Here is a 14,665-nt window from a genome sequence, read left to right as displayed (position 1 = left end):
GCCTCCCGCGGAGGCGCGATGTTACTGTTCGGTAACTTGGCTGACGCGGGACGGACGTCCCGGTAACGTCGGCCCTCGCCGGCCCGCCTGGGTCGGCAGGACACCGTCGTCCCGCCTGGAGGTCCGATGCCGCGCGCATCCGCCCGGTCCGTCCGTCCCGTCGTCTTCGTCGAGGGTGTGCGCACGCCGTTCGGCCGTGCCCGCCCCGACGGCCTGTACGCGCACACCCGCGCCGACGACCTCGCCGTCAAGACGGTCCGGGAGATCCTGCGGCGCCACCCGGAGCTCCCGCCCGAGCGCATCGACGAGGTCGCCGTGGCGGCCACGACGCAGACGGGCGACCAGGGGCTGACGCTCGGCCGCACGGTCGGCGTGCTGTCCGGGCTCCCCGAGACGGTCCCCGGCTACGCGATCGACCGCATGTGCGCGGGCGCCATGACCGCGGTCACGACCGTCGCGTCGGGCATCGGCGTCGGAGGACTCGACGTCGCGCTCGCCGGGGGCGTCGAGCACATGGGCCGGCACCCGATGGGCTTCGACGCCGACCCCAACCCCCGGTTCGTCGCCGAGCGGCTCGTCGCCGCCGACGCCCTCAACATGGGCAACACCGCCGAGAACCTGCACGACCGCTTCCCCGAGCTCACGCGCGAGCGTGCCGACGCGTACGGCGTCGCGAGCCAGGAGAAGTACGCCGCCGCGCTGGCCGCGGGCAAGATCGACCCCGACCTCGTCTACGTCGCAACGCGCGACCCCGAGCGCGGCTGGGGGCTGGCGACCGCCGACGAGCCGCCCCGTCCCGGGACCCGGCTCGAGGACGTCCGCGACCTCAAGACCCCGTTCCGCGCCGGCGGCCGGGTCACCGCGGCGACGTCCGCACCGCTGACCGACGGCGCCGCCTCGTGCCTGCTGGCGGCGGAGGACACCGCCGAGGAGCTCGGGCTCGCCGCCCGCATGCGCATGGTCTCGTTCGCCTACGCGGGGGTCGACCCGGCCGTCATGGGCATCGGCCCGGTCCCCGCGACGCAGCGCGCGCTCGCCCGGGCCGGCCTGTCCATCGACGACATTGGGCTGTTCGAGGTCAACGAGGCATTCGCGGTCCAGGTGCTGGCGTTCCTCGACGCGTTCGGGATCGCCGACGACGACCCGCGCGTCAACCCGTACGGCGGAGCGATCGCCGTCGGCCACCCCCTCGCGTCGTCGGGCGTGCGCCTCATGACGCAGCTCGCCCGCCAGTTCGCGGAGCAGCCCGACGTCCGCTACGGCCTGACCACGATGTGCGTCGGCCTCGGCCAGGGCGGCACCGTGATCTGGGAGAACCCGCACCACCCCGACTACGACGGCGTGCGCCCCGCCGCCGCGACGACCTCCGGGAGCGCCCGATGAGCACCCCCACGACCGAGAACGCCCCCCGTCCCGAGCGCGTGACGCACGCGCTCGTGCGCGACGTGACGCTCCCCCGCGGCGCCGGCACGCTCGCGCTCGTCACGCTGGACAACGGCTTCGACCACACCAAGCCGACGACGCTCGGCCCGGGCGGGCTGGCCGAGCTCCAGGCCGCGCTGCGCACGCAGCAGGCGCGGGCCGCGGCGGGCGAGATCGTCGCGGTGGCCGTGACCGGCAAGCCGTACTACCTCGCCGCCGGGGCCGACCTCACGCTGGTCTCGTCCCTGAGTGACCCCGCCGACGCCCGGATGATCGCCGAGCTCGGCCACGCGACGTACCGGCTGCTCGGTGAGATGGGCGTCCCGACGTTCGCCTACGTCAACGGCGCGGCGCTCGGCGGCGGGCTCGAGGTCGCGCTCGCGTGCGCCTACCGGACCGTCGCGTCCGACGTGACCGCGCTCGCGCTGCCCGAGGTCTTCCTGGGGCTCGTGCCCGGCTGGGGCGGCTGCTACCACCTGCCGCACCTCGTCGGGGTCCGGCGCGCGCTCGAGCTGATCCTCACGCGCCCGCTCGCGAACAACCGCATGACGAAGGCGGCCGAGGCGCTCGAGCTGGGCGTCGCCGACGCGCTGTTCGCGGCTGCCGACTTCCTCGAGCAGTCGCTCGCGTGGACCGCCGACGTGCTCGCGGGGCGGGTCGTGCCCGAGCGGCGCGAGATCGAGAGCCAGGAGGAGTGGGACGCGGTCGTCGCCGGTGCCCGGGCCCAGCTCGACGCGCGTCTGCACGGCGCGAAGCAGTCCCCGTACCGCGCGCTCGACCTGGTGGCGGCGGCCCGCACCGCGGACCGGGACCAGGCGTTCACGGCCGAGGACGACGCGCTCGCCGAGCTCATCATGTCCGACGAGCTGCGCGCCGGCCTGTACGCGTTCGACCTCACGACCCGGCGCGCCCGCAAGCCCGAGGGTGCCCCGGCGCCCGAGCTCGCGCGGCCCGTGCGGTCGGTCGGCATCGTCGGCGCCGGGCTCATGGCCGGGCAGCTCGCGGTGCTCGTCGCCCGGCGCCTACGCGTCCCCGTGGTCATGCGGGAGGTGTCCGACGAGCGCGTCGAGGCCGGGCTCGCGGGGATCCGCCGGCTCGTCGAGGGTCAGGCCGCCAAGGGCCGCATCACGGCCGACGAGGCCAACCGGGTGCTCGCGTCGATCTCGGTGAGCACCGACCTGTCGACGCTCGCCGGCGCCGACCTCGTGATCGAGGCCGTGACCGAGGTGATGAGCCTCAAGCAGCGCGTGTTCGCCGAGCTCGAGGACATCGTCGCCGACGACGCGGTGCTCGCGACGAACACCTCGGCGCTGTCGGTGACCGAGATGTCGGCGCACCTGCGCCACCCCGAGCGGGTCGTGGGGATCCACTTCTTCAACCCCGTCGCGCAGATGCCGCTCATCGAGGTCGTCCGCACGGGCGCCTCGACCGACCAGCCGGTCGCGACGGCGTTCGCGCTGGCCCAGGGCCTCGGCAAGACCGCGGTGGGCGTCGCCGACCGCCCGGGCTTCGTGGTCAACCGGCTCCTGCTGCGGATGCTCGCGGAGGTCGCCGGGGCCGTCGAGGGCGGGACGCCGGTGCAGGTCGCCGACGTCGCCCTGCGCCCGCTCGGGCTGCCGATGGGGCCGTTCGCGCTCATCCAGCTCGTCGGGCTGCCGGTCGCGCTGCACGTGCTCGAGTCCCTGCACGCCGACCTCGGCGACCGCTACCCGCTGTCCCCCGGGCTCTCGCGGCTCGCCGAGGCGGGGCGTCGCGTGGTGCCCGAGCCCGACGGCCGGGGCAGCGAGCACGCGGTCGACCCGGCGATCCAGGACGCGTTCCCGGCGGTCGGCGCCGAGGGTGCGCTCGACGAGCAGGGCGTGCGCGACGCGGTGCTCGCGGGCCTCGCGCAGGAGATCGGGCTCATGCTCGACGAGGGCGTCGTGGCGACGCCCGAGCAGATCGACCTCTGCATGGTCCTCGGCGCGGGCTGGCCGTTCCACCTCGGCGGGATCACGCCGTACCTCGACCGCACGGGCTGGTCCGAGCGTGCGGCGGGCCGCCGGTTCCTGCCGCCGGGTCGCGCGGACGTGCCGGCGCAGGTGGCGTCCTCGGTCTGAGCCGGCCGGAGGGTGGGCGACGGCGCTCGCCGCCCACCCTCCGCCCCCTCGCCCGGGGACGGTCGGCGTCCCGTGCGGGACGCCCCCGCGGTCAGGGCTGGGCGTCCAGCCGCGCCAGCACCTCGGCCGGGAGCTCGACCTCGGCGGCGCGGATGTTCTGCTCGTACTGCTCCCAGGTCCGCACCCCCGTGATCGCCGACATCCGCGGCGCGCGCTGCGCGAGGATCCACGCGAGCACGAGCTGGTTCGGCGTGCAGCCGACCTCCGCGGCGAGCTCGTGCACGAGCGCCCGACGGGCCTCGTTCGCCGGCGCGTCGAAGAACCGGTGCTGCCAGTTCGTCGCCCACTTCGCGTCGTCGTCGTACGAGCCGCGCAGCGTCGGGGTGTACGCGAACAGCGTCACGTCGTCGTTCGCGCGCAGGTAGTCGAGCTGCTCGTCGTCGACGATCGACCCGTGGTCGAGGCCCGCGGTCCGGTGCAGGTAGGTGTGCTGCTGCTGGAGCGCGACCGGGACCGTCCAGCCGTTCGCGGCCGCCGTGGCCCGGACCCGCTCGAGGCGCCAGGCGCGGACGTTGGACCAGCCGAGGTGCCGGACCTTGCCCTCGACGACGAACGAGTGCAGGACCTCGAGCGTCTCCTCGAGCGGGGTCGACCGGTCGTCGACGTGCACGTAGTACAGGTCGACGTGGTCGGTCTGCAGGCGGCGCAGGCTGCCCTCGAGCGCGTCCCGCAGCGTCTGCGCGCCGGCACCCTCGTAGCGGGACTGCGCGAGCGCGCTGTCGGGCTCGTCGCTCCCGTCGCGCCACACGCCGTCGAGGTCGCGGATCCGGGCGCTGCCCTTGGTCGCGAGGAAGACGTCGTCGCGCCGTCCCGTGCGGGCGAACCACCGCCCGAGCACCTCCTCGCTCTCGTCGCCGGTGTACTGCGGGCCGCTCCACCACGAGTAGCAGTTCGCGGTGTCGACGTGCGTGCCGCCCGCGCCCAGGAAGTGGTCGAGCATGCGGTGCGCGGTGGGCTCGTCGGTCGTGGTGCCGAACAGCATCGCGCCGAGCGCGAGCTCGCTGACCTTCTCGCCGGTGCGGCCGATCTCCAGGGCTCTCATGCGTGTGCGTCCTCCGTGGCAGCGGCGTCGACGACGCCGCGGTAGTAGGTGAGCTTGTTGTCGATGAGCTGCAGGTGCTCGGTGTGGCGGCGCAGGAGCGCGTCGAGCACGTCGCGGTGCCGCTGGAGCACCTCGATGCGGTCGGGGATGGTGTGCTCGCCGGCGCGGGTCAGCTCGGCGAACGCGAGCATGTCGCGGATCCCCATGCCGGTGGCGCGCAGCAGGGTCAGGAGCTGGACCCAGCCGACGTCCCCGTCGTCGTAGGCGCGCCTGCCCCCCGCCGAGCGGGCGACGGGTGCGAGCAGGCCGATGCGCTCGTAGTAGCGCAGGGTGTGCGTCGTGACCCCGGTCTTCTCGGCGACCTCGCCGATGGTGTGACGGTTCGTCATGACGGCCACGCTAGGAGTTCGAGCGCACTCGAAGTCAAGGAGTCGGGCGAGCGGCTCTCCGGTCGCCCGGCCCGCTCAGTAGCGCTGCGCGTACCGCGTCGGGCTCTCGCCGAACATCGCCCGGAAGTCCCGGGTGAGGTGCGCCTGGTCCGCGTACCCGAGCTCGCCCGCGAGCGCGGCCCACCGGACCTCCGCGCCGGCATCGAGACGCACGGTGACCTCGCGGAGCCGATGGAGCCGGATGACCCATTTGGGGCCGGCACCGACGTGCTCGGCGAACAGGCGCTGCAGGTGCCGCGTGCTCAGCGACAGGTGCGCGGCGAGGTCGCGGACCGTCACCAGGCCGGGGTCGGTCGCGACGGCCGCCACCGCGTCGGCGGCGAGGGCCGAGCGCGGGTCCGGGGGCGGGAGGACCGAGCGGAGGAGCTCCGCGAGGGCGGCGGGGTCCGTGACGTCCGGGACGTCGCACCGCAGGACGTCGGCCGCGTCGACCGTGGTGTCCGTGAGGGTCGAGACCGCGCGCCCGAGCAGCGGCCGGAACCAGCCGGGCCGGAACGCCACGCCGAGCACCGAGCCCCGCCCCTCGAGGACCCGGTGCTGATGGGTCGTGGGGACGCCCGTGACGGTCGCCCGCCCGTCCCGGAACGTCAGGTGCACGTTCGGCGTCGGGACGACGAGCTGGCGGTACGGCTCCGCGTAGTCCCAGGTGACGGACCAGAAGCGCTCGACCCACGGCGCGAGGTCCGCGGGCACCGGCGGGAGCTCGTGCCGCTGGTGAGTCCGCCACGCACCGCCGACCTCGCGCGCGTCCCTGGTCACGGCGTCGAGCGTAGGTCGCGTTCGTTCAAGACGGCACGGGTCCCGCTCTGGTGGGCTGGGGACATGTCGCACACCGATCTCCTCCCCCGCGCCGCGGAGCCGCTGCTGCGGCTCGTCCCGACCCTCCCGGCCGACCGGCTGGACGCTCCGACGCCGTGCAGCGCGTGGGACGTGCGCGCCCTCGTCGACCACCTGCTGCTCTGGGCGCCGGCCCTGGAGGCGTCCGGGCGCAAGGCGCCCGCGCCGGCCGCCTCCGAGACCGTCGCCGACCTGCCGCCGGGCGGCTGGGCGGACGAGCTCGTCGCGCGCGTCCGCCGGGCCGTCGACGCGTGGAGCCGCCCGGACGCGTGGGAGGGCGACACCGCCCTCGACGGCTACGCGCTCCCGGCCCGCGTCGTGGGCGGGATGCTCGTGGGTGAGCTCGTCGTGCACGGGTGGGACCTCGCGCGCGCGACGGGTCACCGGGTGGGCTGGGACGACGACGTGCTGACGTACCTGCACGGCGAGGTGGCCTACAGCGCGCGGACCGGGCGTGAGATGGGCGTGTACGGCCCCGAGCGGGTCGTCCCGGTGTCGGCCTCGGTCCTCGACCGCACGCTCGCGCTCACCGGGCGCGACCCGGCGTGGTCCCCCGCGGCGGTCGGGACGTCGTGAGCCCGTGGGCCCGGAGCGCACGGACGCCCGACCTGGGGAGCATCGTTCCTCGACCCAGGTCGGACGACAGCGCGAGTCACCCTCCCTACGGTGAGTCACGTGACTCTCGACGGGACGCAGCACAGCCGCTCGACGACCGTCGGCGGCTTCGACCGCACAGGTGGCCTGTGGGTGCTCGCGGTGCTCGGGGGTGGCGGCCTCGGGCTCGGCGCGCTGCTCCCTGCCGTCGCCGGCTGGCTGAGGGACGCGCCGTGGGTGCCCTTCGAGGGCCCTCTCCGGCTCCTGTCGTCGTTCGACGCGTCGTGGCTGACGTGGGGACGCCCGGCGATCGGGCTCGCGGTCGGCCTCGCCGTGGCGGCGTGGGTCGTCTCGGCCACGCCCGTCCTCGAGGTCGACCCGCAGGAGGTGCAGGTCCGGCGCCACGGACAGGTCGAGCGGGTCATCGCACGCGCCACGGTGGCGGGCGTCCACCGGCGGGGCTCGAAGCTCGTGCTCGAGAGCGAGCACGGGCGCACGCTGTTCGCCGACGACGTCGAGGGCGACCGGGACGCGGTGCGTCGGGCGTTCGTCGAGCACGGGTACCCGTGGGAGGGTCCGCGAGGATGACGGGTCCGGTCCGGTCCGGGGCTCGAGGCCTGGCGCCCGGCTGCCGACGCAGCGGACGTCCCGGACAGCCTCGACGGGACGCTCACGCCCAGGACGTGACCTGGGCGGTCAGTACGTCGTGAGGCCGTGGGCGCGGAACTGCTCGCGCACGCGGGCGACGAGCTCGGCGGACGGCGCCGGGGTCTCGTCGAGCTCGTAGCGCATCCCGAGGGCGTCCCACTTGTCGCGGCCCATCTGGTGGAAGGGCAGGACCTCGACCCGGGTGACGGTCGCGAGGCTCGCGACGTACGCGGCGACCCTCTCGACGTTCGCCGGGTCGTCCGTCAGGCCCGGGACGAGCACGAAGCGCACCCAGATCTCGGTGCCGCGGGCGGCCAGGCGTCGGCCGAAGTCGAGCGTCGGGGCGAGCTCGCGGCCCGTGACCCGCTGGTACGTCTCCTCGTCGCCCGACTTCACGTCGAGCAGCACGAGGTCGAGGTCGTCGAGCATCGCGTCGGTGCAGTGCGCCCCGAGGTAGCCGGAGGTGTCGATCGCGGTGCGGATGCCGAGCTCCTTCGCGCCGCGCAGGACGCGGGCGACGAACGCCGGCTGCATGAGCGGCTCGCCGCCGGAGATCGTGAGCCCGCCACCGGTGACCTCGAAGATCGGGCGGTAGCGGCGGATCCGGCCCAGGAGCTCGTCCGCGGTGATCGGCTCGCCGCGGCGCATCTCCATCGTGTCGGGGTTGTGGCAGTAGAGGCACCGCAGCGGGCAGCCCGACAGGAACGTGGTCAACCGCGTCCCCGGGCCGTCGACGGCCGTCACGAGCTCCCACGAGTGCAGGGAGCCGAGCTCCCCGGCGCGCATCTGCGCGAAGCGCTCGGCCCGGTCGGCCTCGCTGACGTCGAGCCCCGCGGTGCCGGCCGTCGACCGGTGGTTCGACCCGCCCACGAGGGGCACGCCGAGCTCGACGACCGGGGCGCCGACCTCGTCGGCCTCACGCTGTGCGGCTGTCGCGTTCATCGCCGGCTCCTGTCGGTCTCGCGGGGATCGTGCTGCTCGTCGCCGTGGTGCGGTGGTGCGGGTGGTGCTGCACCGCCGGTGGCGGTGCCCGCCCCGGCGGACCGTGCCGGGTGCCACGCGGGCACCCGGCACGGCCGTTCCCCGGGGGTGCGGGGGTCAGAGTCCGCCGTGGAACGTCCGCGAGAGCACGTCGAGCTGCTGCTCCCGGGTCAGACGGACGAAGTTGACGGCGTAGCCGGAGACCCGGATGGTCAGCTGCGGGTACTTCTCCGGGTGCTCCATGGCGTCCTCGAGCGTGTCGCGGTTGAGGACGTTGATGTTGACGTGGAACCCGGCCGAGACCGTGTACCCGTCGAGCAGGCCGACCAGGTTCGCGACCTGCTCGTCCTTGGTCCGGCCGAGGCCCGAGGGCACGACCGTCGAGGTCAGCGAGATGCCGTCCATCGCCTCGGAGTAGGGCAGCTTCGCGACCGAGAGCGCCGAGGCGAGCATCCCGTGCGAGTCCCGCCCGTTCATCGGGTTGGCGCCCGGCGCGAACGGCTCGCCCTGGCGGCGGCCGTCGGGGGTGTTGCCGGTGGCCTTGCCGTAGACGACGTTCGACGTAATCGTCAGGACCGACTGCGTGTGCAGCGAGTCCCGGTAGGTCTTCTGCGCCCGGATCTTGTCCATGAAGTCGCGCACGATCTCGACCGCGATGTCGTCGGCACGGTCGTCGTCGTTGCCGTACGTCGGGAAGTCACCCTCGGTGACGTAGTCGACGACCAGGCCCGTCTCGTCGCGCACCGGGCGCACCGTCGCGTACCTGATGGCCGACAGCGAGTCGGCCACGACCGACAGGCCCGCGATGCCGCACGCCATGGTCCGCAGGATCGACCGGTCGTGCAGGGCCATCTCGAGGCGCTCGTAGGCGTACTTGTCGTGCATGTAGTGCACGCAGTTGAGCGCGTCGACGTAGGTCTCGGCGAGCCAGTCGAGCAGCGCGTCGAAGCGCGCCCGGACGTCGTCGTAGTCGAGCACGTCGCCGTCGACCGGCGCGGTGACCGGGGCGACCTGCGTGCCGCTGACCTCGTCGCGCCCGCCGTTGATCGCGTAGAGCAGCGACTTCGCGAGGTTCACCCGGGCGCCGAAGAACTGCATCTGCTTGCCGACCCGCATCGCGGAGACGCAGCAGGCGATCGCGGCGTCGTCGCCCCACGCGCCGCGGATGAGCTCGTCGGACACGTACTGGATCGCCGAGGTGTCGATCGAGACCTGCGCGCAGAACGCCTTGAACCCGGCCGGGAGGCGGTTGCTCCACAGGACCGTGAGGTTCGGCTCCGGCGCGGGGCCCAGGTTGTAGAGCGTCTGGAGGAACCGGAACGAGTTCTTGGTGACGAGCGGGCGACCGTCCTCGCCGATGCCGCCGATCGACTCGGTGACCCACGTCGGGTCGCCCGAGAACAGCGCGTCGTACTCCGGGGTGCGCAGGAACCGCACGATGCGGAGCTTGATGACGAGGTCGTCGACGAGCTCCTGGGCCTCCGGCTCGGTGAGGCGGCCGGCCTCGAGGTCGCGCTGCAGGTACACGTCGAGGAACGTCGAGGTGCGGCCCAGCGACATCGCGGCACCGTTCTGCTCCTTGACCGCGCCGAGGTAGGCGAAGTAGAGCCACTGCACGGCCTCGCGGGCGGTCGCGGCGGGGCGGGAGATGTCGTAGCCGTACGAGGCGGCCATGATCTTGAGCTCCTCGAGCGCGCGGATCTGCTCCGCGTTCTCCTCGCGGTCGCGGATGACGTCCTCGGACGAGCGCTCCATGTCGAGCTCGTGGCGCTCGATCCTCTTCGCGGCGACGAGGCCGTCGACCCCGTACAGCGCGACGCGGCGGTAGTCGCCGATGATGCGGCCGCGGCCGTACGCGTCGGGCAGGCCCGTGATGATGTGGCTCGAGCGCGCCGCTCGCACGTTCGGCGGGTACACGTCGAAGACGCCGGCGTTGTGCGTCTTGCGGTACTCGGTGAAGATCCGCTTGATGTCCTGCGGGATCTCGAAGCCGTACGTCGTCAGCGACGTCTCGACCATGCGCCAGCCGCCGTTGGGGATCATCGCGCGCTTGAGCGGGGCGTCCGTCTGCAGGCCGACGACGAGCTCGTTGTCCCGGTCGATGTAGCCGGCCGGGTGCGAGGTGATCGAGCCGGGCGTCGTGTTGTCGATGTCGTGGACGCCGCGCTCGCGCTCGGCGGGGAACATCTCGCTCAGGCGTGCCCAGATCCCGGTGGTGCGCGCGGTCGGTCCGGCGAGGAACGACGCGTCGCCCGTGTACGGGGTGTAGTTGCGCTGGATGAAGTCGCGGACGTCGACGCCGTCCGTCCAGGGGCCGGTGACGAAGCCCTGCCAGGGGCCGGTCTCGTTCTCCGGTCCGTCGATGGTGGAGGGTCCTGGTACGGCGGTGGTGGTCATCTCGGCACTCCTTGGTGTGCGTCTCGTTACCTGCGACGCTACGCACGGAGTGATGGGATGACTCGGGACCTTGGGCCCCACCTCGATGTGGTCCAGGTCACCCGTGCGCCGGCCCGCTCCGGGCGGCCGCGCACCGGCGCCGCCCGGCCGGCCCCGGACGAACGACGGCCCCGACCGCGTCGTGGCGGGTCGGGGCCGTCGTCTCGTGACCAGAGGTCTGTCCAGCAGCGTTCTCGTCCTCGCCCACCGCGCCCGCTTGTCCTCTTCACGCGCGGCCTGAACCGCCCCCGGCCTGTTGGGGGCTGTCGATGACGTGCCACCTGGTCGGCGTCCGGACACCCCTCACGAGGGGCGCGTGCTCCACCACCAGGACGGTCCGCGCGCCGGGAGTGCTGGAACCCCGACGTGGACCGCTGAACTGCGGCGCTGCGGCTCTCGCCGCGCGCACCCCCTCCATCGGCGCGGGGGCGTGCCGCATGAGGAGAACGACGCGGGTGATCCCGTGGGCCCGTGCGCGGGCATGCGGACGAGCGGGGCCGGACGAGCCCGGGAGGTCAGGCGTCGCGCGCCGCGAGCGCGCCGAGCACGTCGGCCGCGAGGTCCTCGGGCCGCAGGCGCACGGCCTCGACGAGCTGGGCGATGCTCGCGTGCTCGAGGAACTGCGCCGGGATGCCGCGCGCGAGCACCGGGGTCCGGATGCCGGCCTCGGTCACGCGCTGGGCGAGCGCCGCACCGACACCGCCCTCGACGACGCCGTCCTCGACGCACAGCGTGAGGTCGTGCTCGCCGACGACCTTGACGAGCGCGCTCGGCACCGGCAGGACCCAACGCGGGTCCACGACGGTGACCTGCAGGCCTGTCGCGGCGAGCTGCTCGCCGACCTGGACGGCGGTCGTGGCCATCGAGCCGATGCCGACGACGAGGACCCGGGCGCCCGTCCCGGCGTGGCGCGCGAGCACGTCGACGCCCTCGACCGCGTCGATCGCCGGGATGTCGTCGCCCAGCGGCGTCTTCGGGTAGCGCACGACCGTCGGGGCGTCGTCGACGTCGACCGCCGCGCGCAGCGCCGAGCGCAGCGTCGCCTCGTCGCGCGGGGCCGCCAGGCGCAGGCCCGGCACGACGCGCAGCATCGCCATGTCCCACATGCCGTTGTGGCTCGCGCCGTCCTCGCCCGTGAGCCCGGCGCGGTCGAGCACGAACGTCACGCCCGCGCGGTGCAGCGCGACGTCCATGAGGACCTGGTCGAACGCGCGGTTGAGGAACGTGGCGTAGACCGCGACGACCGGGTGCAGGCCCGCGAAGGCCATGCCGGCCGCCGACGTCGCGGCGTGCTGCTCCGCGATGCCCACGTCGAACGTGCGCTCCGGGAACTCGGCCTCGAACGGGGCGAGCCCGACGGGCGCGAGCATCGCCGCGGTGATCGCGACGACGTCGGGACGGCGCCGGCCGATGCGGACCATCTCGTCGGCGAAGACCTTGGTCCAGCTGAACCGGGACGGCGCGACGGGCAGGCCTGTCTCGGGGTGGATGCGCCCGACGGCGTGGAAGCGGTCGGCGACGTCCTGCTCCGCCGGGCTGTAGCCGCGGCCCTTCTCGGTGATCACGTGCACGATGACCGGCCCGCCGAACGCCTTGGCGCGGGCCAGCGCGCGCTCGACGGCGGCGACGTCGTGCCCGTCGACCGGGCCGACGTACTTCAGCCCGAGGTCCTCGAACATGCCCTGGGGCGCGACGACGTCCTTGATGCCCTTCTTGAGCCCGTGCAGCGCGTCGTACGCGAACCGCCCGGGCGCCCCCGACCGGCGCAGCGTGCGCTTGCCCCACGACAGCACGGCCTCGTAGCCGTTCGTGACGCGCAGGGTGTCGAGGTGGTGCGCGAGGCCGCCGATCGTCGGCGCGTAGGAGCGGCCGTTGTCGTTGACCACGATCACGAGGCGCCGGTCGCGGCCGGCCGCGATGTTGTTCAGGGCCTCCCACGCCATGCCGCCGGTCAGGGCGCCGTCGCCGATGACCGCGACGACGTGCCGGTCGCTGCGCCCGCGCACCTCGTGGGCCTTCGCGATGCCGTCGGCCCAGCTCAGCGCCGTGGACGCGTGGGAGTTCTCCACGACGTCGTGCGGGGACTCGGCGCGGCTCGGGTAGCCGGACATGCCCCCGCGGGTGCGCAGGTCCGAGAAGTCGTGGCGGCCCGTGAGCAGCTTGTGCACGTACGCCTGGTGGCCGGTGTCGAACACCACGGAGTCGCGCGGGGAGTCGAACACGCGGTGCAGCGCGATCGACAGCTCGACGACCCCGAGGTTGGGGCCGAGGTGCCCGCCCGTGCGGGAGACCGACGCGACGAGGAAGTCGCGGATCTCGGCGGCGAGCGCGACGAGCTCGTGCTCACCGAGCCCGCGCAGGTCCGACGGCGAGCTGATCCGGTCCAGCAGGCCCACTGGCACTCCCCTCGTGCGGCGTGAGGCCGCTCCGTGCGGACGCCGTGGTCGACTGTCCAGTGTACGGCGGCGGCAGCCGGTGCACGGGGCGGAGGGCCTGCCTCCTCAGGACGCCCACAGGGTCGCCACAGACGGGGGCGAGCACCGGCCCCGTCCGAGCGCCCGGTCCGGCGCCGGTGCGGCCCCCGTACCCTGGACGCATGCGCTTCCTGCCCGGCCACGCCGTCACGTCCGACCTCACCTACGGCGACGTCTTCCTCGTCCCCTCGGCCTCCGACGTGACCTCGCGCTTCGACGTCGACCTGTCCTCGAGCGACGGGACCGGCACGACGGTCCCCGTGGTCGTCGCCAACATGACCGCCGTCGCCGGCCGCCGCATGGCGGAGACCGTCGCGCGGCGTGGCGGGCTCACCGTGATCCCGCAGGACCAGCCGACCGACGTCGTCGCCGACATCGTGGCCTCGGTCAAGTCGCGGCACCCCGTCGTCGAGTCGGCGGTCGTCGTCGCGCCCCACGACACCGTGCACTCGGCGCTCACGCTCATCGGCAAGCGCGCGCACGGCGCCGCGGTCGTCGTCGAGGACGGTCGGCCCGTCGGCGTCGTCACGGCCGCCGACTGCTCGGGCGTCGACCAGTTCACCCAGGTCGCGGAGGTCATGTCGGGCGACCCGACCGTCGTGTCCCTCGACGTGCTCACCCAGGCCGGCGCGCGCGGGCTCGAGGCGGCCTTCGACACGCTGCACACGTCGCGGCGCCGCTTCTCCCCCGTGGTCGACGGCGACCGCCTCGTCGGCGTGCTGACGCGCACCGGTGCGCTGCGGTCCTCGATCTACGCCCCGGCGCTCGACGACCAGGGCCGGCTCCGCGTCGCCGCCGCGGTCGGCATCAACGGGGACGTCAAGGCCAAGACCGCCGAGCTGCTCGAGGCCGGCGTCGACGTGCTCGTCGTCGACACCGCGCACGGTCACCAGCGCAAGATGCTCGAGGCCCTCGAGGCGGTGCGCGCGCTCGACCCGCAGGTGCCCGTCGTCGCCGGCAACGTCGTGACCGCCGCCGGGGTGCGCGACCTCGTCGCCGCGGGCGCCGACATCGTCAAGGTCGGCGTCGGCCCCGGCGCGATGTGCACGACGCGCATGATGACCGCCGTCGGGCGCCCGCAGTTCTCCGCCGTGCTCGAGTGCGCCGAGGAGGCGCGCCGGCTCGGCAAGCACGTGTGGGCCGACGGCGGGGTCCGGCACCCGCGCGACGTCGCGCTCGCGCTCGCGGCCGGCGCCTCGCAGGTCATGGTCGGCTCCTGGTTCGCGGGCACGCACGAGTCGCCCGGGGACCTGCACGACGACGGCACGGGCCGGCTGTACAAGGAGAGCTTCGGGATGGCCTCCGCGCGCGCCGTCGCCGCCCGCACCCGCGACGGCTCGCCGTTCGAGCGGGCCCGCAAGGCGCTGTTCGAGGAGGGCATCTCGCACTCGCGGATGTACCTGGACCCGCAGCGCCCGGGCGTCGAGGACCTGCTCGACCACATCACGTCCGGCGTGCGCTCGGCGTGCACGTACGTGGGGGCGCGCACGCTCGCCGAGCTGGCCGACCGGGCGGTCGTGGGCGTGCAGTCCGCCGCCGGCTACGACGAGGGACGGCCGCTGCCCGAGAGCTGGTGACCTCGCGGCGTCGCCGGGCCGGCTGCGAGGGCGCGCCGCGCTCGGT

At 74.2% G+C, this 14,665-nt stretch carries 11 protein-coding genes; 5 read left to right on the top strand and 6 right to left on the bottom strand.

Annotated elements, in window-relative coordinates; all coding sequences use genetic code 11:
• Positions 1 to 126: 126 nt before the first annotated feature.
• Entirely contained in the window at positions 127 to 1,383 is a 1,257-nt protein-coding gene (locus NXY84_RS10415) for a thiolase family protein (RefSeq protein ID WP_258726998.1), read from the top strand.
• On the top strand, positions 1,380 to 3,521 hold the full coding sequence (locus tag NXY84_RS10410) for a 3-hydroxyacyl-CoA dehydrogenase NAD-binding domain-containing protein (RefSeq protein ID WP_258726997.1): 2,142 nt from the start codon (positions 1,380 to 1,382) through the stop codon (positions 3,519 to 3,521). Before NXY84_RS10415 ends, NXY84_RS10410 begins: the two co-directional genes overlap by 4 nt.
• A 91-nt stretch (positions 3,522 to 3,612) precedes the next feature.
• Here the strand turns inward: NXY84_RS10410 and NXY84_RS10405 are convergent, their stop codons facing one another.
• From NXY84_RS10405 to NXY84_RS10395, 3 genes are all read right to left on the bottom strand, one after another.
• On the bottom strand, positions 3,613 to 4,623 hold the full coding sequence (locus tag NXY84_RS10405) for an aldo/keto reductase (protein ID WP_258726996.1): 1,011 nt from the start codon (positions 4,621 to 4,623) through the stop codon (positions 3,613 to 3,615).
• Positions 4,620 to 5,012, bottom strand: a complete 393-nt coding sequence (locus NXY84_RS10400; protein ID WP_258726995.1) for a MerR family transcriptional regulator — start codon at positions 5,010 to 5,012, stop codon at positions 4,620 to 4,622. Before NXY84_RS10400 ends, NXY84_RS10405 begins: the two co-directional genes overlap by 4 nt.
• A gap of 75 nt (positions 5,013 to 5,087) precedes the next feature.
• Positions 5,088 to 5,831 (bottom strand): AraC family transcriptional regulator, encoded by a 744-nt coding sequence (locus NXY84_RS10395; protein WP_258726994.1) that lies wholly within the window; start codon positions 5,829 to 5,831, stop codon positions 5,088 to 5,090.
• Positions 5,832 to 5,894: 63 nt separating this feature from the next.
• Between NXY84_RS10395 and NXY84_RS10390 the strand changes: the two genes are divergently transcribed.
• On the top strand, positions 5,895 to 6,485 hold the full coding sequence (locus NXY84_RS10390) for a TIGR03086 family metal-binding protein (protein WP_258726993.1): 591 nt from the start codon (positions 5,895 to 5,897) through the stop codon (positions 6,483 to 6,485).
• A gap of 99 nt (positions 6,486 to 6,584) precedes the next feature.
• Entirely contained in the window at positions 6,585 to 7,091 is a 507-nt protein-coding gene (locus tag NXY84_RS10385) for a YqeB family protein (protein ID WP_258726992.1), read from the top strand.
• 108 nt (positions 7,092 to 7,199) lie between these two features.
• Here NXY84_RS10385 and pflA read toward each other — a convergent pair whose 3' ends face one another.
• From pflA to dxs, 3 genes are all read right to left on the bottom strand, one after another.
• Positions 7,200 to 8,093: a pyruvate formate-lyase-activating protein gene (gene pflA, locus NXY84_RS10380; RefSeq protein WP_258726991.1), complete on the bottom strand. Its 894-nt coding sequence runs from the start codon at positions 8,091 to 8,093 to the stop codon at positions 7,200 to 7,202.
• Between the two features lie 156 nt (positions 8,094 to 8,249).
• Complete coding sequence (pflB, locus tag NXY84_RS10375) at positions 8,250 to 10,529, bottom strand: formate C-acetyltransferase (RefSeq protein WP_258726990.1); 2,280 nt, start codon at positions 10,527 to 10,529, stop codon at positions 8,250 to 8,252.
• Positions 10,530 to 11,083: 554 nt separating this feature from the next.
• Positions 11,084 to 12,964 carry a 1-deoxy-D-xylulose-5-phosphate synthase gene (gene dxs / locus NXY84_RS10370; protein ID WP_258726989.1) on the bottom strand — a complete coding sequence of 627 codons (1,881 nt, stop codon included), beginning with the start codon at positions 12,962 to 12,964 and terminating at the stop codon, positions 11,084 to 11,086.
• 200 nt (positions 12,965 to 13,164) lie between these two features.
• On the opposite strand from dxs, the gene NXY84_RS10365 reads away from it, so the two are divergent.
• Complete coding sequence (locus NXY84_RS10365) at positions 13,165 to 14,619, top strand: GuaB1 family IMP dehydrogenase-related protein (protein WP_258726988.1); 1,455 nt, start codon at positions 13,165 to 13,167, stop codon at positions 14,617 to 14,619.
• The last annotated feature ends 46 nt before the right edge of the window (positions 14,620 to 14,665 follow it).

Origin of the sequence: Cellulomonas sp. NS3, from assembly GCF_024757985.1 — a bacterium.
Taxonomy (GTDB): domain Bacteria; phylum Actinomycetota; class Actinomycetes; order Actinomycetales; family Cellulomonadaceae; genus Cellulomonas_A.
Note: the sequence above shows the minus strand (reverse complement) of the source record. Positions and strands in the feature narration are given on the sequence as shown.

Bases quoted from the DNA above. Each gene is read 5' to 3' on its own strand.
- NXY84_RS10405 (WP_258726996.1), bottom strand. From the start codon at position 4,623: ATGAGAGCCCTGGAGATCGGCCGCACCGGCGAGAAGGTCAGCGAGCTC.
- NXY84_RS10390 (WP_258726993.1), top strand. From the start codon at position 5,895: ATGTCGCACACCGATCTCCTCCCCCGCGCCGCGGAGCCGCTGCTGCGG.
- pflB (WP_258726990.1), bottom strand. From the start codon at position 10,529: ATGACCACCACCGCCGTACCAGGACCCTCCACCATCGACGGACCGGAG.
- pflA (WP_258726991.1), bottom strand. From the start codon at position 8,093: ATGAACGCGACAGCCGCACAGCGTGAGGCCGACGAGGTCGGCGCCCCG.
- NXY84_RS10400 (WP_258726995.1), bottom strand. From the start codon at position 5,012: ATGACGAACCGTCACACCATCGGCGAGGTCGCCGAGAAGACCGGGGTC.
- NXY84_RS10415 (WP_258726998.1), top strand. From the start codon at position 127: ATGCCGCGCGCATCCGCCCGGTCCGTCCGTCCCGTCGTCTTCGTCGAG.
- NXY84_RS10410 (WP_258726997.1), top strand. From the start codon at position 1,380: ATGAGCACCCCCACGACCGAGAACGCCCCCCGTCCCGAGCGCGTGACG.
- NXY84_RS10365 (WP_258726988.1), top strand. From the start codon at position 13,165: ATGCGCTTCCTGCCCGGCCACGCCGTCACGTCCGACCTCACCTACGGC.